The 26,743-nt window shown below is 71.6% G+C and carries 33 protein-coding genes and 2 pseudogenes; 14 read left to right on the top strand and 21 right to left on the bottom strand.

Annotated features, from left to right (window positions below; genetic code table 11):
- Positions 1-370 precede the first annotated feature (370 nt).
- Positions 371-637, bottom strand: a complete 267-nt coding sequence (locus OG937_40425) for a WhiB family transcriptional regulator (GenBank protein ID WUD77535.1) — start codon at positions 635-637, stop codon at positions 371-373.
- Between the two features lie 309 nt (positions 638-946).
- Here OG937_40425 and OG937_40420 point away from each other — a divergent pair, with 309 nt between their 5' ends.
- A complete protein-coding gene (locus tag OG937_40420) occupies positions 947-1,444 on the top strand; it encodes an Ohr family peroxiredoxin (protein ID WUD77534.1) in 498 nt (165 codons plus the stop codon).
- Between the two features lie 3 nt (positions 1,445-1,447).
- On the opposite strand, the gene OG937_40415 is transcribed toward OG937_40420, so the two are convergent.
- Entirely contained in the window at positions 1,448-2,188 is a 741-nt protein-coding gene (locus OG937_40415; protein ID WUD77533.1) for a hypothetical protein, read from the bottom strand.
- A gap of 210 nt (positions 2,189-2,398) precedes the next feature.
- Between OG937_40415 and OG937_40410 the strand changes: the two genes are divergently transcribed.
- Entirely contained in the window at positions 2,399-2,974 is a 576-nt protein-coding gene (locus OG937_40410; GenBank protein ID WUD77532.1) for a DUF5994 family protein, read from the top strand.
- A 341-nt stretch (positions 2,975-3,315) separates the two neighbouring features.
- Positions 3,316-3,495 (top strand): annotated as a pseudogene (locus OG937_40405) (hypothetical protein).
- A 590-nt stretch (positions 3,496-4,085) separates the two neighbouring features.
- On the opposite strand, the gene OG937_40400 reads toward OG937_40405, so the two are convergent.
- Both OG937_40400 and OG937_40395 read right to left on the bottom strand, forming a co-directional pair.
- A complete protein-coding gene (locus OG937_40400; protein ID WUD77531.1) occupies positions 4,086-4,565 on the bottom strand; it encodes a DUF5994 family protein in 480 nt (159 codons plus the stop codon).
- A gap of 119 nt (positions 4,566-4,684) precedes the next feature.
- Positions 4,685-5,524, bottom strand: coding sequence for an SDR family oxidoreductase (locus OG937_40395; GenBank protein ID WUD77530.1), 840 nt, complete (start codon positions 5,522-5,524; stop codon positions 4,685-4,687).
- Between the two features lie 109 nt (positions 5,525-5,633).
- Between OG937_40395 and OG937_40390 the strand changes: the two genes are divergently transcribed.
- Together OG937_40390 and OG937_40385 are read left to right on the top strand one after the other, a co-directional pair.
- On the top strand, positions 5,634-6,092 hold the full coding sequence (locus OG937_40390) for an SRPBCC family protein (GenBank protein ID WUD77529.1): 459 nt from the start codon (positions 5,634-5,636) through the stop codon (positions 6,090-6,092).
- A 25-nt stretch (positions 6,093-6,117) separates the two neighbouring features.
- On the top strand, positions 6,118-7,740 hold the full coding sequence (locus OG937_40385) for an NAD(P)/FAD-dependent oxidoreductase (GenBank protein ID WUD77528.1): 1,623 nt from the start codon (positions 6,118-6,120) through the stop codon (positions 7,738-7,740).
- Between the two features lie 103 nt (positions 7,741-7,843).
- Here OG937_40385 and OG937_40380 read toward each other — a convergent pair whose 3' ends face one another.
- Entirely contained in the window at positions 7,844-8,065 is a 222-nt protein-coding gene (locus OG937_40380; protein WUD77527.1) for a hypothetical protein, read from the bottom strand.
- A 149-nt stretch (positions 8,066-8,214) separates the two neighbouring features.
- On the opposite strand from OG937_40380, the gene OG937_40375 reads away from it, so the two are divergent.
- From OG937_40375 to OG937_40365, 3 genes are all read left to right on the top strand, one after another.
- Positions 8,215-8,691 (top strand): MarR family transcriptional regulator, encoded by a 477-nt coding sequence (locus OG937_40375; GenBank protein ID WUD77526.1) that lies wholly within the window; start codon positions 8,215-8,217, stop codon positions 8,689-8,691.
- Positions 8,692-8,806: 115 nt separating this feature from the next.
- Positions 8,807-9,364, top strand: coding sequence for a hypothetical protein (locus tag OG937_40370; GenBank protein WUD77525.1), 558 nt, complete (start codon positions 8,807-8,809; stop codon positions 9,362-9,364).
- A 46-nt stretch (positions 9,365-9,410) separates the two neighbouring features.
- Positions 9,411-9,884 carry a hypothetical protein gene (locus OG937_40365; GenBank protein WUD77524.1) on the top strand — a complete coding sequence of 158 codons (474 nt, stop codon included), beginning with the start codon at positions 9,411-9,413 and terminating at the stop codon, positions 9,882-9,884.
- A 93-nt stretch (positions 9,885-9,977) separates the two neighbouring features.
- Here the strand turns inward: OG937_40365 and OG937_40360 are convergent, their stop codons facing one another.
- Positions 9,978-11,117, bottom strand: coding sequence for a winged helix DNA-binding domain-containing protein (locus tag OG937_40360; protein ID WUD77523.1), 1,140 nt, complete (start codon positions 11,115-11,117; stop codon positions 9,978-9,980).
- Positions 11,118-11,226: 109 nt separating this feature from the next.
- Between OG937_40360 and OG937_40355 the strand changes: the two genes are divergently transcribed.
- Together OG937_40355 and OG937_40350 are read left to right on the top strand one after the other, a co-directional pair.
- Positions 11,227-11,394 carry a hydrophobic protein gene (locus tag OG937_40355; protein ID WUD77522.1) on the top strand — a complete coding sequence of 56 codons (168 nt, stop codon included), beginning with the start codon at positions 11,227-11,229 and terminating at the stop codon, positions 11,392-11,394.
- 216 nt (positions 11,395-11,610) lie between these two features.
- A complete protein-coding gene (locus tag OG937_40350) occupies positions 11,611-11,913 on the top strand; it encodes a DUF3040 domain-containing protein (protein WUD77521.1) in 303 nt (100 codons plus the stop codon).
- A 152-nt stretch (positions 11,914-12,065) separates the two neighbouring features.
- Here the strand turns inward: OG937_40350 and OG937_40345 are convergent, their stop codons facing one another.
- On the bottom strand, positions 12,066-12,740 hold the full coding sequence (locus tag OG937_40345) for an endonuclease (GenBank protein ID WUD77520.1): 675 nt from the start codon (positions 12,738-12,740) through the stop codon (positions 12,066-12,068).
- A gap of 179 nt (positions 12,741-12,919) precedes the next feature.
- Between OG937_40345 and OG937_40340 the strand changes: the two genes are divergently transcribed.
- The gene (locus tag OG937_40340; GenBank protein WUD77519.1) at positions 12,920-13,480 is read left to right on the top strand and encodes a hemerythrin domain-containing protein; all 561 of its coding nucleotides are present in this window, start codon (positions 12,920-12,922) and stop codon (positions 13,478-13,480) included.
- 230 nt (positions 13,481-13,710) lie between these two features.
- Here OG937_40340 and OG937_40335 read toward each other — a convergent pair whose 3' ends face one another.
- The 11 genes from OG937_40335 to OG937_40285 all read right to left on the bottom strand — a co-directional run bounded on the left by OG937_40335 (position 13,711) and on the right by OG937_40285 (position 22,899).
- Positions 13,711-13,881: a hypothetical protein gene (locus tag OG937_40335; GenBank protein ID WUD77518.1), complete on the bottom strand. Its 171-nt coding sequence runs from the start codon at positions 13,879-13,881 to the stop codon at positions 13,711-13,713.
- A gap of 102 nt (positions 13,882-13,983) precedes the next feature.
- Entirely contained in the window at positions 13,984-16,230 is a 2,247-nt protein-coding gene (locus OG937_40330) for an FUSC family protein (GenBank protein WUD79028.1), read from the bottom strand.
- Positions 16,231-16,267: 37 nt separating this feature from the next.
- Complete coding sequence (locus tag OG937_40325; protein ID WUD77517.1) at positions 16,268-16,897, bottom strand: cysteine hydrolase; 630 nt, start codon at positions 16,895-16,897, stop codon at positions 16,268-16,270.
- Between the two features lie 301 nt (positions 16,898-17,198).
- Complete coding sequence (locus tag OG937_40320) at positions 17,199-17,429, bottom strand: DUF6480 family protein (GenBank protein WUD77516.1); 231 nt, start codon at positions 17,427-17,429, stop codon at positions 17,199-17,201.
- A 78-nt stretch (positions 17,430-17,507) separates the two neighbouring features.
- Complete coding sequence (locus OG937_40315; GenBank protein WUD77515.1) at positions 17,508-17,729, bottom strand: hypothetical protein; 222 nt, start codon at positions 17,727-17,729, stop codon at positions 17,508-17,510.
- A gap of 160 nt (positions 17,730-17,889) precedes the next feature.
- Positions 17,890-18,045, bottom strand: coding sequence for a DUF6131 family protein (locus OG937_40310; GenBank protein ID WUD77514.1), 156 nt, complete (start codon positions 18,043-18,045; stop codon positions 17,890-17,892).
- A gap of 30 nt (positions 18,046-18,075) precedes the next feature.
- Positions 18,076-18,402, bottom strand: coding sequence for a plasmid stabilization protein (locus OG937_40305; protein ID WUD77513.1), 327 nt, complete (start codon positions 18,400-18,402; stop codon positions 18,076-18,078).
- Between the two features lie 118 nt (positions 18,403-18,520).
- The gene (locus tag OG937_40300) at positions 18,521-18,997 is read right to left on the bottom strand and encodes a hypothetical protein (protein ID WUD77512.1); all 477 of its coding nucleotides are present in this window, start codon (positions 18,995-18,997) and stop codon (positions 18,521-18,523) included.
- A 29-nt stretch (positions 18,998-19,026) separates the two neighbouring features.
- Positions 19,027-19,863, bottom strand: a complete 837-nt coding sequence (locus tag OG937_40295) for a Rieske 2Fe-2S domain-containing protein (protein WUD77511.1) — start codon at positions 19,861-19,863, stop codon at positions 19,027-19,029.
- A 129-nt stretch (positions 19,864-19,992) separates the two neighbouring features.
- Entirely contained in the window at positions 19,993-21,150 is a 1,158-nt protein-coding gene (locus OG937_40290) for a serine/threonine-protein phosphatase (protein ID WUD77510.1), read from the bottom strand.
- Positions 21,151-21,234: 84 nt separating this feature from the next.
- The gene (locus OG937_40285) at positions 21,235-22,899 is read right to left on the bottom strand and encodes a SpoIIE family protein phosphatase (protein ID WUD79027.1); all 1,665 of its coding nucleotides are present in this window, start codon (positions 22,897-22,899) and stop codon (positions 21,235-21,237) included.
- A 282-nt stretch (positions 22,900-23,181) separates the two neighbouring features.
- Here OG937_40285 and OG937_40280 point away from each other — a divergent pair, with 282 nt between their 5' ends.
- Together OG937_40280 and OG937_40275 are read left to right on the top strand one after the other, a co-directional pair.
- Positions 23,182-23,838, top strand: coding sequence for a class I SAM-dependent methyltransferase (locus tag OG937_40280; GenBank protein WUD77509.1), 657 nt, complete (start codon positions 23,182-23,184; stop codon positions 23,836-23,838).
- Complete coding sequence (locus tag OG937_40275) at positions 23,819-24,043, top strand: CDGSH iron-sulfur domain-containing protein (GenBank protein ID WUD77508.1); 225 nt, start codon at positions 23,819-23,821, stop codon at positions 24,041-24,043. Before OG937_40280 ends, OG937_40275 begins: the two co-directional genes overlap by 20 nt.
- A gap of 491 nt (positions 24,044-24,534) precedes the next feature.
- Here the strand turns inward: OG937_40275 and OG937_40270 are convergent, their stop codons facing one another.
- Complete coding sequence (locus OG937_40270; protein ID WUD79101.1) at positions 24,535-24,666, bottom strand: hypothetical protein; 132 nt, start codon at positions 24,664-24,666, stop codon at positions 24,535-24,537.
- Here OG937_40270 and OG937_40265 point away from each other — a divergent pair.
- A pseudogene (locus tag OG937_40265) lies at positions 24,650-24,940 on the top strand (thiamine pyrophosphate-requiring protein). The gene OG937_40270 and the pseudogene OG937_40265 overlap by 17 nt on opposite strands.
- 28 nt (positions 24,941-24,968) lie before the next feature.
- Here the strand turns inward: OG937_40265 and OG937_40260 are convergent.
- Positions 24,969-25,808, bottom strand: coding sequence for a helix-turn-helix transcriptional regulator (locus OG937_40260; GenBank protein WUD77507.1), 840 nt, complete (start codon positions 25,806-25,808; stop codon positions 24,969-24,971).
- A gap of 122 nt (positions 25,809-25,930) precedes the next feature.
- Positions 25,931-26,686 (bottom strand): SDR family oxidoreductase, encoded by a 756-nt coding sequence (locus tag OG937_40255; protein ID WUD79026.1) that lies wholly within the window; start codon positions 26,684-26,686, stop codon positions 25,931-25,933.
- Positions 26,687-26,743 lie beyond the last annotated feature (57 nt).

The following is a 26,743-nucleotide window of genomic DNA, read 5'->3' as shown; positions in this document are numbered from 1 at the left end:
GTGGCCGCGCGGTCGCGCCCGTGTGCGGCGCTGCGCCACGTTCCGGCTTTCCGGGTACGACAGGACATCCACCGCATATGTGACATGGATCCCATCCGCCCCCGGGAGTGCCATCCATCCCCGACCCGTATTGTTCGACGTATGGCGAACATCGACGAAGGGAAGCCCATGAGCGGTTCTGCAGACCTGTGCCTCTCGGGGCGCGTCGCGATCGCCACCGCTGCCGGTACGGCCGTCGCCGCGGCCGCGGAGCGGTGGGGGCGCCTGGACGTCCCGGTCGGGGATCGTGCGGTTCGCCGACCCGGTGAGGACGCACCTCACCGGCCAGGTCGTCACGGTGGACGGCGGGCTGGAACTCGTCCGACCCGGATCAGACGGTGGCCTGCCGCGTCTTCCGCCAGCGCTCGACGTAGTCGCGGCGCTGCATCCTCCGCCGTTCGTCCTCCGTGGTGCCGCCCCAGATCCCGTCGAGACGGCCGGCCGCCAGCGCCGACCGCAGGCACTGCGCCGTGACGGGGCACCGCAGGCACACGGCCTTGGCCTCCTGGATCTGCGCCATTCCCGGGCCGCTGCCGCTGATGGGGAAGAACAGCTCCGGATCCTCCTCGCGGCACGCAGCGTCGTAACGCCAATTCATGAAGACCTCCTGGTGGGGACGGGCCGGGACTCTTCATGGAGACCAGTGGATCGAGGTGGCTGTGACGCCCGATATGCCGCGCTTGGGTGCCCGGCGGACCACCCGGGCGCCAATCGCTCGGGCCCGCGGGCGAGTTCACGCGGGATTCACCTCCGGCGTGTCACAAGTTGATCAGCTGATTGGTCAGAGTCGGTGATCGGGTCCGGGCCTCTCCCGGGATGACGAAGGGCGGACCATGCAGACCACAGTCATGTGCGGCGGAAAGGCGCCCGCACCGTGCGGGAGCCGGCTCCGGAGAGAGGCACCGCGGTGAGCGAGCCGGCCCAGTGGCCCGGGCTGTCCACGGCGAAGGACTACGACGGCACGGCCTTCTCCCCCATCTACACGACGTCCGTGACCGTCAGCGGCGGCGAGGTGAGCCACGGACGGGCATCGGGACGGGCCCGGTCGTCCGACGGGATGCTCGACCTCGTGCTGCGGCTGCCCCCCGAACTCGGCGGGGAGAGCGGCGGCACGAATCCGGAACAGCTGTTCGCCGCCGGGCTCGCGGCCTGCTTCCACGGCGCCCTCAGCCTGGTCGCCCGGCAGGCCGGCCGGAACCCCGCGACGATCGCGGTGGAGGCCTCCGTCGCCTTCGGCCGGGACCCCCTGGACGGAGGCTATCTGGTGCGGGCGGACTTGCTGATCACCTGGCCGGGGACGGACGCGGCGACCGCCGCTCCCCTGCTGAGGCGGGCGGACTCCCTGTGTCCCTACACCAAGATGCTGGCGAGGGGGACGCCGGCGACGCTCACGCTCGCCCCCTGAGCCTCACACGTAGTGCACGTCGCTGACGTCGATCGAGACGAGCAACGTGTCGCGCCGCGGGCTGCCGTCCTCGGCGCGGAGGTGCACCCGGCGCTTCGAGGGCATCCGCAGCCCCTGGGCCTCCACGTAGTCGTAGACGTACTGCGCGCACGCGAAGCCGCCCGCGATCTCCACGTGGTAGTCGTAGCGGCGCAGCCGGAGGGCGTCGTCGAAGTAGAAGTCCTGCTCGCGGGAGTGGGTGGCCACGTCCTCGGGGAACGTGGCGCGCAGGCCCCGCCATGTCTCGTCCTCCTCGCGCCACGTCCCGATGCCGGTGACGGTGACCCCCGGACCGGCGAGCAGGAAGGGGGTGGTCAGGTAGGTCCACAGGGCGTAGCCGTTGAAGTAGGCGCGGTCCAGCGCGTCCCAGGGGGTGGTCATCGTGTGCCCCGCGAAGTGGGACCGGGGGTCGCCGCGCTCGGCGACGACCGTGCCGTCGGGCTTCTCGATCGCGACACGGCCGGGGGTGAAGTCGGTCCGCTGGTCCGGCGCGCCATAGGGGCGCAGGGACGCCCGCTCCTCGTGGAGCCACACGGTCATGTCGCGGGGCGCCGGGTCCTGCGGGACGCCCTTCAGCGCCCACAGCTCGCCGCCGGTGACGATCGTCGCGCGGACCTCGCCGAACCGCGCGTAGCGGTCACCGCCGCCGTGCGCCCGAAGGATCTCCGCCAGGTACCGGTCCATGGCCGTTCGCTTCCGTCGCATGGCCCCGAGTACGTGGGACGAGTCTTCCAGGGAGCCGCCCGCGGGGCATCACGGCACTGCCGGTCGCTGAACCACGGCCCCGTCGGGTCCTCGCCGGAGTACGATGAGAGAACCAGGAGCATTTCGCACACGGGCCCTCATGCCGGTGTCGTTCCCGGCGAACGACCATCTCGGGCAAGCGGGAACGCTCCCCGGAGTCAGGTCCGTGTCATGAACACCGTCCTCGATCGCCCATTCATCGCTGATGGGCAGGACTCTTCACCACCGATACCGCCGCCTCGGCTGGCACTCAAGCCGGCCGATGCCGGCACCCGGGGACTGCTGGACGGAGCCTGGTGGCCTCGTTCTCGCGATCTCACGCGTGAACTCCCGGCCCTGATCGACACGCTGGACCGCTGCTGGGCGCGCGTGACCCGAGTCGCGGTGCACCCCTCGCTCTGGCCCGTGATCCCGCGCAAGGTGCCCGTCTCGGGACATGTCGTCCACGTCGGCTGGTTCACCGAACAGGACGCGAACAAACTGCTGTTGCTCTCCTACACCACCGGCCGCCTCGACTTGCTGGTCATTCCGCCGGAATGTGATCTGGCCGCAGCGACCCGGCTGATGGCAGCCGCGGCCGACCCTCGGTGCCGGCACACCGCGAGCGGCATCATGGCGGACGACGAACCCATCCGGGCCAGGGGAACCGACCGCGAAGAAGAAGCGGACTGGGAGTCGGAAGGCGGAGCCGCGTCGGCGGCCGACGCGGCCGCGGGGCCGGTCCGCACTGAGGGGATGTGGACGTGATGACCATCCTCGTCAGCCTGGCCGTGCTCCTCGCGATGATCGCCGTGGGCACCTTCCTGATCCATGCGCTCAACGACCGCCACGACCAGCGGATCGCCGCCTTCCGCTACGGCGATCTCCTTCCGTACCGTCGTCGCCGGACCGTCGCCGTCCCGGAGGAAAGCGCGGGCGATTCCGCGAACTCACCGGCAGGGACGATGCTGAAAGAGCCGCGAGACGGAAGCCGTCGTCTGCTGCGATCAACAGGTTCGACGGCAGCGAGTGCGGGCCGACCCGCACGGCTGCTGGCCTCGCCTCGTCGGGTCACCGTTGTGGACCGCCCGCCGTCCGCGGCGCACACCGTGCAGACGGCCACGCCGCCCCGGACCGCGCTCGCCGAGGTCCGCATCATCGCCGCGTCCCCCGAGGCCGCCCGCCGGGTCGCCGAAACGCTCCGGAGGCACTTCGCGGGGACGGAACAGCGCAGCTACCCGGCAACCCCCGAAGGCGGCACCCGCCTGCACCTCACGGTCGACACCACGCAGGGCCCCGGAACCGTGGAGTCGTTCCAGTCCGGAGCGGGCACGGGCCACCCGGCCCCCACCGGCCGTCCCCACGAGGGGGAGATTCCGGCTCGGCCGGCGTCGGGCCGCAATGACACAGGCGAAGCGGCGGAGACCCGCAGACGAGCGGACACCGCCCGGGCCCGCCGGGCCGACTGGCCGCCGGCAACCGCCTGGGGGTGATGTACCGGCCCGTACCCGTTCGGGCCGGCAGGCGGCTGGGGCGGGCGAACCCGTCCCGCCCGGCTTCACCGCGGGGCCCGGACCGGCGACATAGCGCCGGTCCGGGCCCTGTTGGGGGCTTTCCCCCTGGCGTCCGCGACGGCACCCCTCGTCCGCGGGAGATGGCTCTCCCGGTTTCCCTGCCTCAGCGTCGAGAGCCCGGCAGCAGTAGCATGGACAGTGAACTGGCGCACTCTCACGTGCGGCAGTTTGGAAGGGCGGCCCTGGCGTGTGAATGCGCCGGGGCCGTTGTGTTGGCGGTTGCGCGACGCTCCCGCACCAGGGTGCGGGAGCGCGGGTCATCGCGCGTGGGGCGGAGGGGACGCGCCGCTTCGCCGAGACCCCCGTCACGACCGGCGCGGAGGGGTGCCCGTCTCGATGAGGATCTGTTCGGCCCCCTGGACGTTGCCGGCCGCCACCGCCTTGGCCATCGCGGCGCGTGCCGCATCGGGGGTCGCCTGTGGCGGAACCACCAGCAGGGAGAAGTGGTCCCGGTCGCCGCGGGTGATCAGGACCGTGTCGTCACCGACGGCGAAAGAGTCGATGTGCACGACCCGGTCGTCGATGGTCAGGCGCGTGGGGAGTTCGTCCCAGGCGCTCGCGTCCAGGCCGACGCGCGTGATGGGACCCAGGTGGCGGACCAACTCGGTGATCAGGCTGGGAAGCTCCGAGGCGATGTCGCGGGAGCGCGGCCACCACGCACCGTCGAGGATGCCCTGGCGGTCGGGGGTCGTCTCCAGCCTCAGCACTGCCGTCCCGGGCTTCACTTCTCGCTGGATCTCATCCGCAAGGAGTTCGGGAGGGTGGGGGGTGTCCGAGTCGGCCATGGTGTTCTCGCTCGTCTTGTCGTCTTCAACGTACTCCCCGCACCGGCGTGGCGGCCCGGTGCGCCGGCCCCCACGCTGCGGGGCCGGGCCCTGCCGCCCGACGCCTCCCGGACACGAGGTCACCGTGCTCCGTCCCCGGCGATGCCGTCCCGCCGTTCCAAGGCGCCCATCGCGTGCCGGGCCCGCCAGGCGACCACGCCCGGCAGAAGCGTGCGCACCGCTTGGGCACCGCGCAGCCAGGGCTGTACGTAAACGGCGGGCGCGCGGCGTTCGATGCCCCGCACGAGCCGCTCCGCCGTGTCCTCGGCGGGGTAGGTACGGCTCGCCGGCCAGGGCATGAGGGCCCTCAGTTCGCGCAGGGGCGCGTCGTACCGGGCATCGCGGATCATCTCGGTGTCCGTCCAGCTCAGGTAGGCGACGCCCACGGCGACGCCACGGTGGGCCACCTCGGCGCGCAGGGAGTGCGTGAAGGCCTCGACTCCCGACTTGGAGGCGCAGTAGGCGGACATCAACGGGGCGGCGCCGATCGCCGCGAGCGAGGAGACCTGCAGGTAGTAGCCGCGGGTGGTCAGCAGTTGCGGGAGGAAGGCCCGCGCGGTCAGAGCACTTCCGACGAGGTTGACCTCGACGATCCTGCGCCAGGTCGCCATGGAGGACTCGCCGAAGGGGCCCACGGAGGCGATCCCGGCGTTCGCGACGACCACGGAGGCCGGCCCGAACTGCTCCGTCACCTCGTCGGCAGTGCGGCGCTGGGCGGCCTCGTCCGTGACATCGAGGGGCCAGGCCCGCGCCGGACCGGGCACGTCGGCGGCCGCCGACTCCAATTCCCCAGGTTCCAGTCCAAGCAGCGCGACACGGGCGCCGCGGGCCGCGAGGAGGTGCGCCACCGCCCGCCCGATGCCCCGGGCGGCGCCGGTGACCACGGCCGTACGTCCCAGCAAGGGCAGGGAGCCCGTCACCTTGGTCCTCCCGCTGCGACGAGGAAACTCCGCAAACACGCCTATAACGACCGTAACCGAGGGCAGAAGAACAGGCGGGCGGTGAACACGAAGGTCACCGGAGGTACTCATGGCAGTTCGGCACAGGCTGGTCCGCGGCGCGCCGGAGGACGTGTGGGCCGTCCTGGCCGACGGCACGCGTTACGGGGACTGGGTCGTAGGTCCGTCGTCGTCCCGGCGCGGCGAAGGAGACTGGCCGGCGGTCGGTTCCAGCATCGAGTACACCGTGCCGCTGGGCCCGGTGAAGCTGACCGGCGAGACGCTCGTACGGATCTGCCGGCCCCCGCGGCAGCTGGAACTGGAGGCCTTCAGCGGATGGCTCGGCTCCGCGCGGATCGCCATCGACCTGCGCCCCTGGGGCAAGGACACGCTGGTCATCGTCGACGAGCATCCGCTGCGTGGCCCCGGCGGCCTGTTCCACAATGCCGCGCTGGACGCGCTGCTCCAGGTCCGGCACCGCAGCATGCTCAGCCGGCTGGCCGACGCCGTGGAGGCCGACGCGGCACGCGAAGGCACGGACGGCGGCTGAACGGCGCCGACGACGGGAGGCACCCATGGCGGACGCGGTCGTGATCGGCGCGGGCCCCAACGGCCTGGTCGCCGCCAACCTGCTGGCCGACGCGGGATGGAGCGTGGAGGTACTCGAAGCCCAGGACGAGCCCGGCGGCGGAGTCCGCTCCGGGCGGGACGTCCATCCCGAGTACATCCACGACCTGTTCAGCTCCTTCTACCCGCTCACGGCCGCCTCGCCGGTCATCCGCGGGCTCGACCTGCACCGTGAAGGCCTGCGCTGGAGCCACGCGCCGGCCGTCGTCGCCCATCCGCTGCTCGACGGCCGCTGCGCGGTGCTGCACCGGCGTGCCATCGACACGGCCGCGGTCCTCGACGCGGAGACCGCCGGCGACGGCGCGGCATGGCACCGGCTGTGCGCGATCTGGGGGCGCCTCGGCGACGACCTCGTCGATGCCCTGTTCACGCCCTTCCCTCCGGTACGTCCGGGCCTGCGGCTCGCGGCACGGCTGCGCGCGGGCGGTGGGCTGCGCATGGCACGCACCCTGGTGCTTCCCGTGCGCCGTCTGGGCGAGGAGGAGTTCCGGGGCGAGTTGGGCCCCTTGCTGCTGGCCGGCTGCGCGCTCCACGCCGATCTCGCCCCGGAGGCCGCGGGAAGCGGAGGATTCGGCTGGCTCATGGCCATGCTGGGGCAGACGTACGGTTTCCCCGTGCCCGTCGGCGGCGCCGGATCGCTCACGGCCGCCCTCGTCGGGCGGCTCCGCAGACGCGGCGGGACGCTGCGGTGCGGAGCGCGGGTGACGGAGGTCGTGGTGCGCTCCGGCCGGGCGGTGGGGGTCCGTACGGCCGACGGCGACGCGGTGCCGGCACGCCGCGCCGTGCTGGCCGACGTGTCCGTGCCCGCGCTGTACGGACAGCTGCTCAACCGGGACGACCTCCCGGACCGGGTCCTGGAGGATCTGCGCCGCTTCCAGTGGGACTTCGCGACCTTCAAGGTGGACTGGGCCCTGGAGGGCGCGGTGCCGTGGTCGTCGTCCGCGGCGGCGCAGGCGGGCACCGTGCACCTGGCCGAAGGTGTCGACGAACTGACGCGGTTCGCCGCGCAGATCGCCATGGGGCAGGTGCCCGAGCGGCCCTTCCTCCTGTTCGGGCAGATGACCACGGCAGACGGGTCGCGTTCCCCGTCCGGTACGCAATCCGCGTGGGCGTACACCCACCTCCCCCACCGTGTCCGCGGCGACGCTGGCGGGGCGGGCATCACCGGCACCTGGACCCGCACCGACCAGGACCTGATGGCCGACCGGGTCGAAGCGCAGGTCGAGCGGTACGCACCCGGCTTCCGCTCACTCGTCGCCGCCCGCCGTGTACTCGCCCCGCCCCAGCTCGAGGCGAACGACGCCAACCTCCACGGCGGTGCCATCAACGGCGGCACCGCGGGCATGCACCAGCAATTGGTCTTCCGCCCCCTCCCGGGAACGGGACGTCCGGAGACACCGATCGCGGGACTCTTCCTGGCGTCCGCGGGGGCCCATCCGGGCGGCGGCGTGCACGGCGCCCCGGGCGCCAACGCCGCTCATGCCGCGCTGCGATCCCGTTCGCCGAGCCGCCTGCTGAGCAGGGCGCAGCGTGCCCTCACCCGCCGCGGCCGCACGGGGCGCTCCACCTGATCCGCCGTGTCCTTCAGGCCTTGGTGAGGCGGACGCAGGCCGGATTCGTCGTTTTCCCGGAACCAGATTCCCCGCCCTTGCGGAACTCGCTGACGCCCGACTTCTACAGAGAGATCATCACCCGGGCAGCGGCGCGGTCGCTGGCGTGGCCTTCGAGCGCCGCCCATTCCGCGACATCCAGGGGCCACAGTGAGTCGGAATACCCGATGACGACGTCGGCCCCGTCCTGCTTCACGGTGTGCTGCGGATCGCCGGGGCAACTGCCCACCGCCACCACGGCGGCTGCCGCTTCAGGACTGCGGCATGCAAGGCGCATCTCGGGCATGGTCAACGCTCCTGTTGTGGCTGCATCCCTGTCGACGGAGCGTACTCGCGGTGAAGATCGATCACAGTTGAGTGATGCATTCGGGTCAATCGCAATGGCTAAAATGTGGAGCTTTCAAGCAGAATTGCAGCCCTCGATATGATGGGGAAATGGCGAAGGGCAAGAGCGACGAATGGCTGACCGCTGACGAGCAGCGCGCCTGGCGCACCTATCTGGAGGTCGGCACGCTGCTGCTCCACCAGCTCGGACGCGACCTGGAGCCGTTCGACCTCACCATCAACGACTACGAGATCCTGGTGAACCTCTCGGAGTCGCCCGAGCACCGCATGCGGATGAGCGACCTGGCCCGCGCCACCCTGCAGTCCAAGAGCCGGCTGTCCCACCAGATCAGCCGGATGGAGACCGCGGGCCTGGTCCGCCGCGAGAACTGCGAGTCCGACCGGCGCGGGCTGTTCGCCGTCCTCACGGACGAAGGCTGGGAGACCATGCGCAAGGTCGCCCCGCACCACGTCGCCGCCGTACGGGAGCACTTCATCGACCTGCTCCCCGCCGAGGACCAGGCGGCCCTCCGCAAAGCCCTCACCCCGGTCGTCGAGCACTTGCGCGCGGAGCACGGTACGGCTTGAGGAGCCACTGGCGTCATACGTGACGAATGCCCGTACAAGTGGCGTTTTGGATACCGGCGCCAGGGCAGGCGTCAGCCTGAGGGGGGGTTCCCGTAAGTGCTAGGGAGTCGACCCCATGTCAACAGGGACACTTCTGGCGATCATCATCCCCGTGGTGGTGATACTCGCCCTGATCGCGGTGGCGTCCACCCTCTTCATGCGCCACCGGCGCCTGAAGGAACGGTTCGGCCCGGAGTACGACCGGACGGTGGAAGGCGCCGACAGCCGCAAGGACGCCGAGCGGGACCTCGCCGCACGCACCAAGCGTCACGACTCGCTGGACATCAAGCCGCTGCCGAGCGGTATCCGTGACCGCTACGCGCGGGAGTGGACCAGCGTCCAGGAGGAGTTCGTCGACCGGCCCGAGGACGCCGTCCACGACGCCGACAGCCTGGTGGGCTCCCTGATGCGCGACCGCGGCTACCCGACCGAGAACTTCGACCAGCAGGTCAAGGACCTGTCGGTGGAGCACGGCCGGACCCTGGACCACTACCGGGCGGCCCACGAGGTCAACGACCTCAGCACCCGGCACGAGGCCACGACCGAACAGCTGCGCGGCGCGATGGTCCACTACCGCGCCCTGTTCGACGAACTGCTCACCGACGGCGGTGGGCGGCGCCACGCCCGGGCCTGAACGAAGGACCCGTCCCGGAACACCCCATCTGGAGAGGCGGAGAACTATGGAACGCGAGCGTGCCTCCCGCGGAAGCGGTCTGGCCACCGAAGACCTCGCAGAGACCCACGCACCCGCCGGCCCCGAGCAGGACCGCCCGGAAGCGGCCTCCCGGGCACCGGAGTACCCAGGCGAGAGCACCGGAACCCGGGGCGGACCGCCCCCGGAGGACATGGCGGGCACTCCTGTCCAGGAGACCGCCTCGGATGAGGCCCCGCAGTTGCTGGGTTCTCAGGACCAGGAGAACTTCCGCGACCGTTGGCAGCGGATCCAGAGCGAGTTCGTCGACGACCCCCGCGATGCCGTGCACGCCGCCGATGAGTTGGTGGCCGACGTCATGCAGAAGCTGGCATCGACGTTCGCCCAGCACAAGGGGGACCTGGAAGGCCAGTGGACCCGTGGCGAGCAGGTGAACACGGAGGACCTGCGCACAGCGCTCCGGCGTTACCGGTCCTTCTTCAACCGCCTGCTGTCCACCTGAACCCGGCCCGGCGGGGCGCCGCGGCACGGCGCCCCGCCGAGGGCTGTCCGGGTGCCGGGGTGGGCCTGCGACCACGACGTCGCCGCGGCACGTTCAGGCCTTGACGAAGCGGCTCTCGACGCCGGGGAACCCCTTGTCCCACCAGTGTGCGTAACGCCGGTAGACGGCCGGGTCGCGGTCGGCGAGCAGAGTCCACAGCTTCGCCGCCTCCTCCACCAGCCCCTGCCAGGCGGCCTTGCCGAGCTTGCGGAAGGCGGTCAGCTCCAGGCCGTCGCCGGTCGCGCGCCACACGCCGGCGACCTGCCCGTCGACGAGCAGGCACGGCAGCGTGTCGCCGTTGCGCCGCGCGATCACCGGCCGGTACTCCTCGGGCACGACCCGCCCGGCGCCGGTGTGGGCCAGCAGGATGCTGTCCCACATGGGGAGCAGCCTGGGCGGCGCTGGTGTGTCCTCATCGGGGACGGTGGCGTCGGCGAGGTCGTACAGGGCGGCGCGGCCCGGTCCCGCCAACTGCACCACCTGGTCGCCGAGCCCGTCCAGCGCCCGGGTGATGACGGAGCGCTGCAGCAGGGTGAAGCGTGCGAAGTCCTGAGGCGAGGCGGGCCCGAACGCGCCCAGGTAGGCGAGGAGCAGTCGCCGCACCCCGGCGCCGGTCTGCTCGGGCTCGGGCGCGGGGACCGCCGCGGAGGCGCGGTAGGTGTTCGGCAGGGTGAACGACCAGGCACCGCCGGCCGGCGCGTGATGCACGGGCGCGTACGTGCGCAGCGCCCACCACACCCGGTGGGCGTGCTCGCCGAAGCGTCCGGTGACCTCGTCCTCGACCTCGGCGCCGGTGCGGGGCCGGTCGAGGAACCCGGCGAGTTCGGGAAGCAACGCGTCGGCGTCGGCGGGGTCCAGCCCGGTCGAGGTGAAGCGGCGGTCGTACAGCCGTGACGCCCGCAGCGTGCCCACCATCGCGGCGTGGTAGGCGGCATGGTCCTCGGCGTGGACGGCGTGCAGCGTGATCCGCATCAGGGTCGCCTTGACTATCCGCCGGTCCTCGAACGCCGCGTCGAGGTCCTCGGGCGCGAAGTCCCGCACCCGGTTCCACAGCGCCAGGTACGGGGAGGCCGGGGTCTGTGCCTGCAGCGCGCAGACCCGGCGGACCGCCTCGGCCACGTCGATGCGCCGGCGTTCGAGCAGGAGCTGACGGTCCAGGGTGGCGAGGGTCAGTTGGCGCGTGGTGAGGCTCATGGCCGGATTATGCCGCCCCGGTCCGACAGTCCTTCCGGGCGGCCGCCGCGGCACTGTGGGGCATGGTGACGGAACACCAGGGCAGACGCGGGGTCAGGAGGTTGACGACATGGTTCCTTTGCTTCTCGTCCTGCTGCTGGCCCTGATCCTGTTCGGCGCCGGGTTCGCCCTCAAGGCCCTGTGGTGGATCGCCATCATCGTGCTGGTGGTGTGGCTGCTCGGGTTCGTGTTCCGGGCCGCCGAGGGCGGCGGGCGCCGCCGCTGGTACCGATGGTGACCTGACGCTCGCCCGCAGCACGCCGGGGGCCCGCCGCGCATCGCGGCGGGGCCCCGTCCGTCGTGCGCCACCGGTCGTATCAGGTCATTCCTTCCACGGCGGCGGTCCCGGCCGCACAACGGGGTACACGCGGGGCAGAGATGGCCGGAGCAGCCCGGCCCACGCCTCCAGGAGACGCCGATGAGGGAGGACTGCCGGCCCACCGTCCGGGAACGCATGGCTCTCGACGGAATCGAGCGCCTGCTCCGCCATGAGGACCGGGCGCTCGCCCGGCGACTGCGCACCATGCGCGTCCATACGCCCCTGCGGGAGATCGCGGCGCGGTTCGCGCGGTGGCCGCGCGCCCTGCTGGTGACCTTCCTCGCCGGCACGACCCTGGCCCTGCTGCTGTCGGCGACGCTGACCAAGGACGCCCCACTGGTGTGGGTCGGTGCGGCCACGTGGGTCGTCACCTTGCTCGCCGCCGCGTGGCCGACCTCGCCCTTGCGGCGGACCGGTCGGCGCAGGCGGGTCGTGTAACGGTCCCTCAGCCGGCGGACGGTGAGCGCGGCGAGGGCCACGGCCGCGGTCACCTCGTCACGCCAGGGGCGTCGTGCACAGCGAGCCCCCGATCCCGGCATCATGCCGCCCCCCGACCGGGAAGTGGCAAGCTCGCCGCTGGAAACTCCCGCTCAGGGCTGGGCGGCGGCGACCTCCTCGGCCACGTGGCGGTCGAGCGCCGCCCGCACCAGGGCCGCAGCGAAGACCGCGTGGACGGCTTTGGGCACCAGGGCCGCCAGCTCTTCCGGCCGAGCCGGAAGGCCGAGCCGCTTGGCGCCCTGCAGGGCCTTGTCGTCGAACAGGGGGCCCGTCTCCGGCCAAACCGCCTGCACCTCCCGCAGGAAGATCTCCACGCCGACCGGTCCGAGCCCGGGAACCTGGCGCAGAGCGCGCCGGATCTCGTCCGGGTCGCCGTCCGCCTCGTCCCGCAACCGGCGCAGGTCGCCGCCGTAGCGGTCAAGGAGCAGCTCCGCCCCGTCCCCGAGCTGCGTCGCCGTCCGTTCGTCGTAGCGCCGGTAGTGTCCCCTGCCCAGCGCGTCGACCCGCTGCTGCCAGGTGGCGTCGCGCATCCGGCGCGGGTCGCGCATGCCCGCTGCAAAGAGCTCGTACGCCGCGTCGGTGGCCACGGACGCCTTGATCCGGGCGCTGAGCAGGCAGGCTGCCACCAGCGCCTGGTAGAGCGGCTGCGGGGTGTTCTTCAGCTTGATGCCGGCGTCCTCGGCATAGGTGTGACCCTCGCTGTCCAGCAAGGCCTTGACCGTCGCCTTGTCCTTCGTACGGTCCCGGGGTCCGGTGGTCCCGGCCATCACGCATCACCTTCTCCGGAAGCGAATCATCGCCCCAGTGCAGGCTGCTACCCGGCGACCCGCGCCCTACACGGCGTAGCGATCGATTGGCTGACAAAGGGGGCGTGTCCTCCGTGGGACCGGGAAGCAGCCCCGGAGAAGACCGTCGACCGCACACCGACCCGGAAGGGAGTCATGTGATGGGACACGGCGGAAACGTGATCGCAGAGCTCACAGCCGACCACCGCGAGGTGGAGGAGTACTTCGCCCGTCTGCGGGCCCTGCCCGCGGGTGACAAGGAACGCCGGAACGTGCTCGACGAGGTCACCATCGAGCTCGTACGCCACTCGGTGGCCGAGGAGATGTACCTCTACCCGGCCGTCCGGAAGCACCTGCCCGGCGGGGACGCCCTGGCCGACACGGAGATCCAGGAGCACGCCGAGGTCGAACAGGTCCTCAAGGACCTGGAGGACGTCGACATCGACGACGCCCGGTTCGACGAAATGGTGGGAAAGTTGATCACCGATGTCACCGAGCACGTCAGGGAGGAGGAGCAGCAGCTCTTCCCGGGCCTGGCGCAGGCCTGCACTCCCGAGCAGCTCAACGAGCTCGGGGACCAGGTCCGCCGGGCCAAGAAGGTCGCCCCGACCCGCCCGCACCCCAGCGCCCCGGACACCCCGCCCGGCAACAAGCTCCTGGCACCGGGGACCGGACTGGTGGACCGGGCACGCGACTTCATCACCGGCCGCGGCCGTTCCTGACGCGAGCCCGCCTCCCTGGGCCGTTCGGGCGGATGTCCGCCTGAGCGGCCCAGCGGGCTGTCGCCCCCCGCACCTGCACGGCGCGGCGGCCCCCAGCGGGGTGTGGGACGGCGAATCCGGGGCAGCCGGATCGTGCGGTGAGGCAGCCGCATGGTGGGTGAATGCCCCGGACGCCGGGTCCCCCCTCCCGGCGTCCGGGATCACCTCGCGTCACCCGGCCCGCCCGATCGTCAATCAGGGGGTTCCTGCGGCGTAAGGTCGCGCGGCGCGTCGGGAACGTCCTTGTCCGGCCGCCTCCGTTCCGCGGCGTCGGGTTCGCGCCCGCGGGCCTGCTGCAGATCCTGCTGGTCCTTCGGCGGCGGGGCCGTACGCTCCGCTTCGGGCGTCTCGTCGCGCTTCATGCGCGTCTCCTTTCGGGTGGGCGGTCTCGATCAGACCTGTCCATGGCCCTCGGCTGCCCTATGGGGGAGCACGCACACCTGCGGAGCCTGCCGGTACCTGCGCTACGAGTTGTAGCGGACGGGCACCTTGAGGGTTCGGGCAAGGCCCTGGATGCTCTCGTCCACGCGTTGCAGGTGCCGTACCACCCGCCGCGTCGCGTGGACGTCCTCGGCACGCGCCCCGGCGAAACCCTCTCCGAGGTGGGTGGGAACGCCGGAACCGCCCTCGATCGAGGTGTCCTCCTCGCATCGAGCAGCCACCTGGCCGATCAGCTTCGCGAGGTTCCGGTCGATCCGGCCGGCCTCGTCCACGAGGCACGGATCGGGGCTGACGCGGACACCGGCCGGCATGGCTTCCACGGTGGCGGCCAGGCTACGGGTGTGGAAGGCCGCCGTCTCCAGCAACCCCAGCACGCAGAGCGCGGTGCGCCGCCGGGACCGCAACGGGCTGATCGGGGTGATCAGCGGCTGCACCGACAGACGCAGGCTGTCCAGGGCCGAATCCAGCGCACGGGCCGGCACCAGCAGATCCCGGCCGGCCTCGCCGCCCAGACGGGCCAGCGACTGCGACAGCACCGCGCGAAGGCGTTCCAGCACGTCGCGCAGCAACTGGTCCGTGCGTTCGCGGGTCCGCACCGGCAGCACGAGCAGAGCGGCGGCCAGCCCGCACGCGATCCCGAACGCGGTCTCCTCGATGCGCACCACCAGCACGCCCGGGGTGAGGGCGTGGAGCAGCGTGTACAGCATGCCGATCATCGTGGTGACGAAGAAGGACATCAGCGTGTAGGACACCGCGGTCGTGTAGTACATGCCGAACACGCTGAGGACCACGAGCGCGAAGGCCAGCGGGGGGTCGTCGCCGATCAGGGCGGCGAGGGCGAGCCCGGCGACGACGCCCACCACCGTGCCGATCAGCCGCCGGTACCCTCTGACCAGGATCTCGCCGGTGGAGGCGGTGCTGATGAACACCACCCAGCACGTGAACACCGCCCAGTACCAGCGTTGCGGCGACAGCAGCTCACCGCCGACGACGGCCAGCGCCGATCCGGTCGCGACCTGCAGCGCGGTCCTGGTGGTGGGGCGGATGCGGGGGCCCTCCGGCTTCGGTACGACGTCCTTCGCCAGGCCGGAGTCCTCTGCCGTGAGCTCCTCCCTCGACCGTGCCGCCTCGGCGGTGTCCTGGGATGCCGAGGTGTCCCCGTCGACGGCCAGGCTCAGGCCGAACAGGGCGCGGGCGAAGTCCCCGGCGGAGCGGAAGACGTCCCGCATCGCCGGCGACGCGTCGGGCAGGTGCTCGTCGTTGCGGTAGCCGAGCAGGCGGTTGCGCACCTCGGCGGGATCGGCGCCCTCCGGCCGCGGCCGACCCGGTCCGATCACCACGCGCAGCGCACGCAGTTCCGAGACCAGCGCGGGCAGCATCGCCGCGTCGCGGGCGTCGATGGAGGATCCGGCGCGGCCGATCCTGGTCAGGTGCCGGGTCAGGGTGTCGACGTCGGCAGCGGGCCACAGGACCCGCAGCACGAGGACGGCCAGCCGTTCCACGGCCGTCTCCGCTTCCGCCACGCGGCGCTGGATCGCGGTGGCGGTGCGCTCGTCGGGCGTGCCGGTTGCCAGCCGGGTCTGGATCATCAACGCGGCCGTGTGCAGGCGGGCCGCGTACCGGCGCAGATCGTCGACCTGCCGCTCGGCCCGCGGCGCCTCCGGTCCGCCCTCGGCCACCTCGATCAGCGCGTCGAGCACCAGCACCAGACGCAGCCGGAAGGCCCGCTGCAGCCGTGCCAGCGTCCGCTCCGGCGGCGAGCGCAGGACGGCGAACCGGACCAGCGCCGAGCTGCCGAAGGCCACCAGCACGGCCAGGAACAGCTGCGGCAATTGCTCCACGCGGGTCTCGGCGAACTGGGTCACGAAGAAGAGTTGGAAGGCGATGATGCCCAGCGTGGTCGCACGCGAGCCCAGCCGCCGGATGTAGATGGCGGCAAAGATCAACAGCACGAACACCACGTCCGCCACGACCCGGTACGGCGTCAGCGCGCTGCCGACCGCCATGGTCGCCAGCGCGATGGGCAATCCGGCCGCGAGGGTCAGCAGCTGGTCGCGCGGCCGGGGCTCGGTGACCGCCACCGTGCTGACGATCGCGGTGAGGGCACCCGTCACCAGGACCGGTATGGGGGCACGCAGCGCCGCGAGGACACCGAGCGTCAACAGGACCGCGCAGACCGTGCTCAGCGCGGACAGCAGCCGGATCAGTCCGGGATCGGACGCCACGAGCCGATCCCGGACGTTCGCCGGCCCCGATCGGGCCCGCTGCATCCCGGCTGCTCTCCTCACCGCACGGATGGTGGAAGTGTCACGCGCCCAGGTCGTCGAGCGAGGCCAGGAAGTCGTCGACGCTGACCACGCTGTGCGAGATCATGTTCAGGCCGCGCATCATCGCCTGGTATGTGACCAGGCCGCCGGGAGCGGCGATCGCGTCGGTGAACGTCGTGACGTGGTGGGCGCGCTCCATCGCGCTGCGGGCCGTCGACTCCACGGCCATGATCCCGGAGACTCCGGCGATCGCCAGGTATTCGACGTCGCGCTGCCGCAACTGGAATTCGAGGTCGGTGTGGTGGAGCACGTCCAGGCCCTTGTGCGGCGCGAGGATCACCTCGCCCGGCTGGGGAGCCAGATCCTCGTAGAACTCGGTGTTCCAGGTTCCCGCCTCGAACAGCCGGTTGTCGAACATCTCCCGGTGCATCCCGGAGACGTGCTTCCACGTCGCATAGTCCTCGCCGGTGAAGGCGGTCGTCGAGTAGAAGACGGGGATGTCCTTGTGCCCTCGCACCCCGGCGACGAGCCTGCTCAGGTTGTCGATCGTGCCCAGCCTTTCGTATTCCGGCGCGTAGATGGCATAGGCCTTGCCGTCCTTCGAGAAGTTCTCATTGACGAGGTCGACGAGAAGCAATCCCACGCGGCCGCGTTCGTAGGTGCTCGGCATGACCAACCTCCGACGCAGAGGTCATCGATAGTCGGGTCCCGGACCATGGGCCCGCGGTTCCACCATGCGCCCCGACCGACCGCTGAGCGCGTCGAACGGGCCGTGCCGGGCCCCGACCTGTGCTGTCACCTGCACGTTTACGTATGCGAATACGAGTAGGTCTGAGGGAGAACCGCCACCGCGTCGCCCTTGCCCAGGTCGCGTGCGGCCATGGATTCCGCCTCGACGGAGCCATTCCAATTCCCGGGTGCCCCTGACCCGTACCGGTAAGGGCCCCGCGCGTCGCGGCAATGGACTGTAGCTAGGTGGAGAGTGCGACGATCATGGCGATCACTCCCGCGAGGAAGATGGCGACGACGCAGAAGATCAACACCAGCGGCGTGAATCCCCACGCCTTGCGAAGTTCCGGCCGCTCGGGGAGGGAGATCCCGTGAGTGGTGCTGCTTTCCGCCGGGGGTGTCTCCGTGGGCGGCACCTTGCGTTCGGCACTGCTGCTCGGGGCGGAACGGTCGGCTGCATGCGGCGTGCTCATGGCGCACCTCCCAGAGGGACGCGGTCAGTGCATCTGCTGAGGAGATGCCCGGGACCCGAGCCGGGAAACGGAATCGGGTCATCCGAGGGCGTCGGCCACCACGCGCAGGCCCGCCACCAGCCCGGCGTACATCTCCTCGCGGTTCTCGCCGGCGCGCAGCACCGCGGAGGGGTGGACGGTAACAAGGACGTGCGCCCCGTCGAGGGGCACGCCGGGCGTCAGGAGCTTTCCGCGCTGCCGGTTGACCCGGAACTCCGGCCCCACCAGGGCCTTGGCGGCGGTGACGCCGAGGTCGACCACGATGCGCGGGGCGATCCGTTCAAGCTCGGCCTCCAGCCCCGCCAGGGGGGTGCCTACCCCACGGCCCTGAAACGAAGCCGGTGGGGGGGCGGCAGCGGCGATGGCCGCCGTGGCGGTCGCGGCGGCCTCCGGAACGGCTGACGACCGGGATCCGCGCCTCCTACCAGTAGTGCTTGCGTCCGCCGACGCTGTGCCCCACCGCGCCCAGCACCCAGAGCACGAGGCCGATGATCACCAGGATGATCCCGATGGTCCACAGGATCGAGATCCCGGTGAGGAAGCCGATGATCAGCAGGATGATGCCGAGGATGAGCATGATGTCCTCCGCTGGTTGACCCGCGTGCGCTCAGCTGTCGCCGAGGGCTCGTTGGAGTTCCGCCTTGTTCATGTGCGAACGACCGTCGACGTTGCGGCGCTTGGCCTCGGCGTAGAGCTGGTCGCGTGTGGGCCCCTGGGAGCCCTTGCCGGAGCGCTGTCCGCCGCGCTTGCCCGAGGACATGTCCTCGACGGAGGAGCGGCTGGCGGTCTTGGACTCACCCGCCCTGGCGCGTTCCCTGTTGACCGTACGGGCGGCGATCTCCTTGGCCCGCTTCTCGCTCTCGCCCCGCTCCTGGGCGCTCTCCTTGATGTGCTCGTACTGCCGCTCACGCTTGCGGTTCGACCCTGCGGGCATGCAATTCACCCCATTTGCTGGTCTTGGTCCTACGTCACGGCTACCCCGAACCGGCGGATCATCACACGATTCACTCGGGCAGCCTGACGGCGAAAGATGTCACAGGCGGCGGCCAGGATCAGCCGAGACCGGCGCCGACGGCTTCGCGGCGCACCGTCTCCACCGTGTCGATCTGTTCCCGCGCGCGGTCCAGGAGGGTGCGCAGCCGGTCCTCGTCCAGGTCCTTCTTCGGCGTGAGCGACAGGAGCGACTGCCACAGCAGGCTCTTCCCCTCGATGCCCAGGCGCAGCGCCTCCAGTTCGATGACCGTGCTCAGGCCGGAGCGGCGGACGACCCGGCCGTTGAGCTTGAGCAGGCGCGCCTTCTCGGCGAGCCATCCCGCGTAGACCTTGTGACGCCGCGCCGGGACGTCGAGCGCGTCCATCAGGTCGAGGAGGCTCTGCCGGTCCTCGGCGATCTCGTCTGCCACACGCCGCAGTTCGTCGCCGTGCGGCATGGAGCGGTGGTGGTCGGCGAGGTGACGTGAGATCAGCTGCCCGGTGGTGGAACCCGCCAGATGGTCGTTCATGTAGATCTCGAGAGCCTGCTGACTCATGACAGTTCCTCCTCGTGGCTCAGGGTGGCTCAGGACCGCGCGAGCCGGACTTCGACCTGCCCGTCGGCGGCTATCCGGCACTCGAAGCGGGGCTGCGGCGCGGTCGCCGGCCCCTGGACGTTCGCGCCGTCCGAGAGGCGGAACTGGCTGCCGTGCCAGGGACATTCGAGGCAGCCCTCGATGACCTTGCCCTCGTGCAGGGGGCCGTCCATGTGGTTGCAGCGGTCGGCCAGGGCGTGGAACCGCCCGTCGTCCGCGCGGACCACGACCACGGCCGCCTCGTCGGCCATCCGCCGCACCGGCTCGCCGAACGGGAAGTCCTGCGGCACGCCGACGCGATGCCAGCCCGGCTCCACCAGCACCGGCACCGCCTCAGCGTGGTTCACGCCGGCGCCCTGCCGGTAGGCGAGGTGGCCGCCGAGCACCCCGCCCACCGTGGCTACGGTCATGCCGCCGAAGCCGAGGGCCCGGCCGAGGATCGGGCGGCCCTTGATCCGGGCCGCCAGTGAGCAGGCGTACGCGGTGACGGCGACGATGTTGGCGGTCGCGTGGACCAGACCCACGCGGGCCTGCCGGGGACGCTGCTCCGCCCAGTCCACCCATCCGGCGAGGGCCGCGGGCACCGCGGAGACCAGGCCCAGCGCCACCAGACGGCGGGCGGCACGGCTCTCGCCGGGGAGCAGGTCGAGCACCCCGGCGGAGGTCCAGGCACCGATCGGCACCTGGACGAGTACCGGGTGCACGGGGTGGCCGAGCCACAGCCCGCGCAGTGCGTCGCGCCCCCGGCCCAGCGGCAGGGCGCGCACGCCCTTGCGGACGACGGCGGCGAGCCCGTCGAGCCACTCCTGCCCTTCGAGGGTGTCCATCGCCGCAGGAAGGGCGGCGTTCGGGGACCCTTGCTTTTCGCTCGTAAGCCTCATAAGCCTCATGTGGAGCGGCTTTCCTCCTCGCTCCATGACAAACCCGGCATCCGGCCGTACGGCAGCCATGGCCTTCTAAGCGCGCCAGTCCAGGCAAACGATCGAGGCGTCGTCCTCCAGGTGGCCGTGGCAGGCGACGGACACGGCGGACGTCATCGTCTGGACCACTTCGCGGGGGTGCTCGGCGGCGGAGTCGCGGAGCATGACGGCCAGGTCCACGCCTCGGGCCCGGCGCTCCTGCATGCCGTCGGTGTAGAGCACGAGCCGGTCCCCGGCGCGCACGTCGAGGTCTTGAACGCGGTGGGGAGCCGGTGACGGGACTCCGAAGGGAAGGTCGACGGCGAGGCGCAGTTCCTCGACCGTTCCGTCGCGCAGGCGCAGAGGCCAGGGGTGCCCCGCGTTGACCAATTGGCAGCCGGTTCCGTCCAGGGCGACACGGACCAGCTGCCCGGTGGCCAGCCCGTGACTGCCGTGCTCCAGGATCGCCTCGTGCATCTGGCGGGCTTGCTCCGCCAGGTCGCACCCGGCACGGCGGGCGCGGCGGGAGGCGTTCACCAGGACGGTGGCCAGCATCGCCGACCTGATGTCGTGGCCCATCGCGTCGGTGATCGACAGGTGCAGCGTGTCGTAGTCCAGGGTGAAGTCGTAGGTGTCACCGCCGATGGAATCCGCGGGCACCAGCGCCCCGGCGACGGTGAACTCGTTCGCCGTGCAGCAGGAGGCCGTAGGCAGCAGCTGCCGCTGGATCTCGGCCGCCAAGGTCATCGGCGTCGTGCGCTTGCCCCAGTGGTAGACATCGGTGAACCGGCGATCGGTCACGACGATGTACGCCAGCGCGAGCGCCGCCTCGGCAACCTGCCCCAGCACGTCGTCGGTGGCGTCCGGCAAGGTCAGCTCCAGCACCCCGATCGTGTCACCCCGGTTGGTGACGGGCGCGATCACCCGCTCACCCGCCCCGTCGCCGGGTACCCGCGTCACCTGCTGGCTGCGCAGCACGTCCTGGTAGACGCTGCCGTGCAGCGGAACCTGATCGGCGCTCCTGACCTGCTGCGAGTCCGCGTCCTCGCTGACCCGCACCATCTTCTGGCCGATGACGTCGGGGAGCAGCAAGGACACCGAGCGGGCCCCGAACCGCTCCCGCAGGTTGCGCGCCACCACGTCCAGCGAGTTCACCGGCGAGGCTGCCTCCGCCGCCGTGAGTACGTCGTCGAGCCCGAGCTGGTCATGCGCCACGGCGGCCTCCCTTGCTCCCTGCACTTCTTCCCGCCCTGGCCGCTTCACTCACAGGGACCACCTCCGACGGCGGCCGACCCGGTCCTACGGGGCAGCGGGTGTGCGCAGGGCGAGGAAGGCGACGTCGTCGTCGTTGTCCGGGGGCCGGACCCGGTTCAGCAGCGAGTCGCTGAACGAGTCCAGGGGGCGCCGGGCCAGCGATGCCGCGTGCTTGCGGAGCTCGTCGAGGCCGACGTCGATGGAGTGCCGGGTCGACTCGACCAGTCCGTCCGTGTACAGCACGAGGGTGGCCTGCGGGGGCAGGGTGAAGACGGCGTCCTGGCGCGGCCTGTCGGTGCCCGTGCCGAGCAGGATGCCGTGGCCCTCGGTGAGGAAGCTCGTCTGCCCGTCGTAGGTCACCAGGAGCGGCGGCGGATGGCCCGCGTTGGTCCACTCCAGTCGCCACAGCCCGTCATCCACGCTGGTGAGTCGCGCGAAGATCATCGTCGCCATGGGCACTTCGGCGGTATGCATCACAGCCTGGTCGAGGCGCGTGACGATGGCGCTGGGCGACTCGGGATCCGACCAGGCGAAGGCGCGCAACATGTTCCGGACCTGTGCCATGCCGCCGGCGGCGTCGAGGTCGTGCCCGACGACGTCGCCTATGGCCAGTGCGGTGGCACCATCGACGAGCGGGAACGCGTCGTACCAGTCACCGCCGACTTGCGAGGCCTGAGGGGCCGGGACGTACCTGGCGGTCATCTGCAGCCCGGGGATCGTGGGCATCTGGGGCAGCAGGTGACGCTGCATGGTCTCGGCGACCTTGCGCTGCCTCTGGTAGAGGCGGGCGTTGTCCAGCGCCAGGCCCGCCCGGCGGGTCACGTCTTCCAGCAGCGGCAGGTCACGGGCGGTGAAGCCGTCCGGGCGTTCCGACCGGCCCAGCGTGAGCGCCCCGAGCACGTCCCGCAGCCCACGGATCGGGGCGATGGCCGCGGAGTGCATGCCCGTCCTCTCGAAGAGCCGGTGCTGCTCGACCGCGATTCCGGAATCCGGAGGGCCGTGGTAGGTCGAGGCGGTGGCGATGGTCGACGCGGCGCCGCGCAATGCGCGGGACAGCGGCATCGGGGATTCCTGCGGCACCGGCGGCATGGGCCCTTGCAGGTCCGCGCGCTCGATCAGGAGACCGTCCTTGTTCTGGACCACCAGGGCGCGCCGCACCTCGTCGTTCTCGGTGAGGAGGTCGACGACCGCCCAGTCCGCCAGCAACGGCACGGTCAGGGCGGCCAGTCGGTGCAGCGCCTCGTTCACGTCGAGTGTCGAGGTGAGCTGGGTGGTGGTCTCCGCGAGGAGGGCGAGACGGTCGAGCTCCGTCAGCGGCGTCGAGAACCCCTCTTCCTGCTCCTGGGGGGGTGTTGCTGCCTCCTGCCGCTGGTAGAGCATGACCAGGGCCCCCGGCCTTCCGGACCCCAGGGCGTACGGCGTCAGGAACCAGGACAGCCCGAGCAGGCTGCCGTCCCCGCGGGCGAACCACCCGACGTCGCTGTGCCGGGTGCGTTCCGTGAGCAGGGCGTCACGCATCTCGCAACGGGAGCGCGGCAGGGTGTGACCGTGGCTGTCACGGTGGAGCAGGTCATGTGCGTCCTGGCCGAGGAGATCCGCGGTGGACCTCTGCAGGAGGGTCCCTGCCGCCTCGTTGGCCGCGATGATCGACCCCTCGCCGTCCACCACGTAGGCGGGCGCCATGACGCCGTCCAGCAGGCCGTCGGGCATGCCCACACGCAGGGCCCGCGGTCCCTCCAGGAAGGGCGGTCCGGTGTCCGGTACGACGGCGTCCATGTTCCCCTGTCCTCCGGTGCAACCCAGCTGTCTCGGCTTACCCGCGCACCAGGATCCCATGCGGTCGGCTCACGCTCTCGCCGACGAAGGGGTGCGACGACAGCGCCCTGCACGGTGGCGCAGAACCTGGAGGAGGCCGCCATCACGGAGCGGCCGGTCCCGTACCTTGCCCATCACGTCGATGATAGTTCCGGGGCCGCGGGGTAGTCGTGCCCTATGTGGCTTTTGCTCCCACCAGGGGTGTACCGCCCCCAGGACGACACGCTCCTCCTCGAAGACGCGCTGAAGCGGGAGCCTCTCGCCGACGACACCGAAGTCCTCGATCTGGGGACGGGCAGCGGCGCGCTGGCCCTGACCGCCGCCGAGCGCGGCGCCGCGCAGGTGACCGCCGTGGACGCATCCTTGGGCGCGGTGTGCACCACGTGGCTCAACGCCCGCCTCAACGGCCTGCGCGTCAAGGTCCTGCGCGGCGACCTCACGGCACCCGTGACGGGCCGCCGTTTCGACCTGATCACGGCCAATCCGCCGTACGTGCCGTCTCCGCGAGCCGGACTTCCGGCCCGGGGGCCCGCCCGGGCGTGCGATGCCGGGTCCGACGGGCGCGCGCTACTCGACCGCGTCTGCTCGGACGCGCCGCCGTTGCTTGCCCCGGGAGGAGTCCTGCTCCTGGTCCACTCGGCTCTCTGCGGTGTCGAACGCACCCTGGGCCGGCTGCGTCACGCTGGTTTGCGCGCCGCGGTCGTCGAGCGCCGGTACATCCCCTTCGGTCCTGTGCTGCGTGACCGGTCGGCGTGGCTGGAGGCGCGCGGACTGATAGCGCACGGGGAAGAGAAGGAGGAGCTGGTGGTGATCCGTGCCGAACGCGAACGATGAACCGGCGCCGACACGCGTGACGATCACCAGGGACGGGCCGATCCTGATCGAAGGACCCGTCGAGGTGGTCCTGGACGACGGCCGCGTCGTCCGTTCCGACCGCTTCGTCGTGGCCGTCTGCGCCTGCCGCCGCAGCCGCACGTACCCGTGGTGCGACACCAGCCATCGCCGGCGCGCCCGTCGTGCCCCGGCTCCTGCGGATTAGGTGGCCGGAACGGCGGTTGCCCGGCTCGCGGCGGTGAGGACGGCATGCGGGCCTTCGATCACTGCCTGGCGTCGCCCGGCGCCACTTTTGTAGCGTCTTCCAGCGTCGGAAGCCGGACCTCAGCGGCGATTGTCCACGATCCGCGCCTCGGAATCGGTGCTCGGGGGACGCACGGTGAGCAGCCCGCGGGCGCACAGCTCCCGCACGACTTGCAGCAGCACATCGCTCTGGTCCAAGCCACGTACCCAAGCCGCTTCCGCGGCGGGCAGAGCTTCAACAGAGGGTGCGTCCCGGGGCTGCGGGACGTAGGGAGCCTGTCGATCGGATTCCTCAGCGCACTACCGCGGTATCGGCACCGCGGCATCCGCCTTGATGGGACAACCGGGTGAACTCAGCCGCCCACCAAGGCCGCCGCGGCATGGCACACGGACCCCTCCCGACGTGGGGAGACTTGCGGGATGCTCGGTGGGTTCCCCGGCGGGATCGGCCCCTCAGGGGTGCATGAGGACCTTGATGGCGCCGTCGGCCTTCTTCTGGAACATGTCGTAGGCCTGGGGGGCCTCCTCCAGCGAGACGTGGTCCGTGGCGAAGCCGTCCACACCGAGGGACTTCGCCCGCTCCATCGGCCTGGACGGCCTCCGCGTGGAGAAGCCGGGCGAGGTCGAGGGGGCCTGGCAGCGGGCGCGGGCCGCGGACCGGCCGTTCGTCCTGGACTTCCGCACCGACCCCGCCGTCCCGCCGATCCCGCCGCACGCCACGCTGGACCAGATCGAGGCGGCGGCCGCGTCCGTCCTCAAGGGGGACTCCGACCGCGCCGCCATGGTCCGGCAGGGCTTCAAGGCGATGGTGCGGGAGATGCTGCCCGGCCGGGGGCGCCACGGCCACGGCGAGCGGTGAGCCGGCCCCGCCGCGGCCGTGCGCCGGCTCAGGTGCCGGGCGCGCGCTCGCCGAGCACCGGGAGCAGTTGCAGCTTCTCGTGGGTCTCCGAGCCCGGGGTGGCGGTGTAGACGAGCAGGGACTGGGCCTGGTCGGCGTCGTACAGCACCTGGCAGTTCAGTTCGAGCAGCCCCAGCTCCGGGTGGAGCAGCCGCTTGACCTCGCCGCACCGCACGCCGATCTCGTGTGCCTGCCACAGGTCGCGGAACTCCGGGCTCTGCGCGAGCAAGGCCTCGACGATGGCCCCGGCCCGCGAGTCCGCGCCGAGGCGGGAGTAGACCGCGCGCAGGTCGGCGACGAAGCGGCGGCTCAGCCCGGGGCGGTCGTCCTCGTGGTAGGCATGCCTGGCGGCGGGGTCGGTGAACCAGCGGTAGACGAAGCTGCGGGCCGGTCCGGTGAAGCGTGTCTCGTCCCCGAGCAGCGCGACCGACAGGCGCGTCTGCAGCAAGGTCTCCCCCAGCGCGGTGATCACCTGGGCCGGGGTGTCCGCGAGCCGGTCCAGGATGCGCATCATGCCCGGGCTGACGTGGTCGCCGCGCAGCGCCCGGCTGGGGGTGTTGTGCCCGGCCAGCCGGAACAGGTGGTCGCGTTCGTCCAGGGACAGCCGCAGCCCCCGGGCGATGGCCGCGAGCATCGGCTCGGACGGCTGCGGGCCGCGCCGCTGCTCCAGCCGGGCGTAGTAGTCCGTGGACATGCCGCACAGCACGGCGGCTTCCTCCCTGCGCAGGCCGCGGGTGCGGCGGCGGGGCCCGCGTGGCAGGCCCACGTCCTCCGGCTGGAGCGCCTCCCGCCGGGTGTGCAGGAAGTCGGCCAGTTGTGCTCGGTCCATGCTGTTTCCTCGTCGCGACTGCCGCGGCCGGGTGCGCCCCGGCCGCTCGGTCCGAAGGGTACGCCCGGCCGCGGGCAGGCGGCCGGGCGTACGGGTGGACGAATGGGTGGGCGTACCGGCGGCTACAGGAGCGTGCCGCCGGAGGCCTCGACGCGCTGGCCGGTGATCCAACCGGTGCCCGGTGCCAGCAGCGCGGCCACCACCGGCCCGATGTCCTCCGGCTCCCCGACGCGGCCGAGCGCCGCCCGCTCGGCCATCGCCGTGCGCAGCCCCTCGTCGTCACGGATCATCCCGCCGCCGAAGTCGGTCGCGACGGGACCCGGCGCGACCGCGTTGACGCTGATGCGCCGCGGGCCCAGCTCCTTGGCCAGGTACCGGGTGTAGGTCTCGACGGCCGACTTGACCCCCGCGTACACCGACCAGCCCTCGCCCACGAACCGCGTCAGTCCGGTGGAGGTGTTGACGATGCGCCCGCCGTCCGCGAGCAGCGGGAGCAGCTCCTGGGTCAGGAAGAACACGCCCTTGAAGTGCACGTCGACCATCAGGTCGAAGACCTCGGCACTGGTGGCGCCCAGCGGGCTCACCGCCCCCACGCCCGCGTTGTTGACCAGGAAGTCGAACGACTCGCGCCCCCACGTGGCGCGTAGGGTGTCGCCCAGCGTCCGCGCGAAGGCCGGGAAGTCCGCGAACGCGGTGGTGTCCAGCCGCAGCGCGGCCGCCCGGCGCCCCATGGCGGTCAGTGCCTCCACCACCTCCTCGGCTTCCTTCTCGCTGCTCCGGTAGGTGAGGACGACGTCCGTCCCCGCGGCGCCCAGCGCGAGGGCGGTGGCCCGGCCCAGTCCCCGGTTGGCGCCGGTGATCACCGCGATCGTATTCACACTCATGTTCAGCTCTCCTGCATCCTCGGTCCGCGGTCGGGGCCCTGGCCGGGCCCC

This window comes from Streptomyces sp. NBC_00510 (assembly GCA_036013505.1).
Taxonomy (GTDB): Bacteria; Actinomycetota; Actinomycetes; order Streptomycetales; family Streptomycetaceae; genus Actinacidiphila.
The sequence above is the reverse complement of the archived record's forward strand: the minus strand, read 5'-3'. Positions and strand labels throughout refer to the sequence as shown.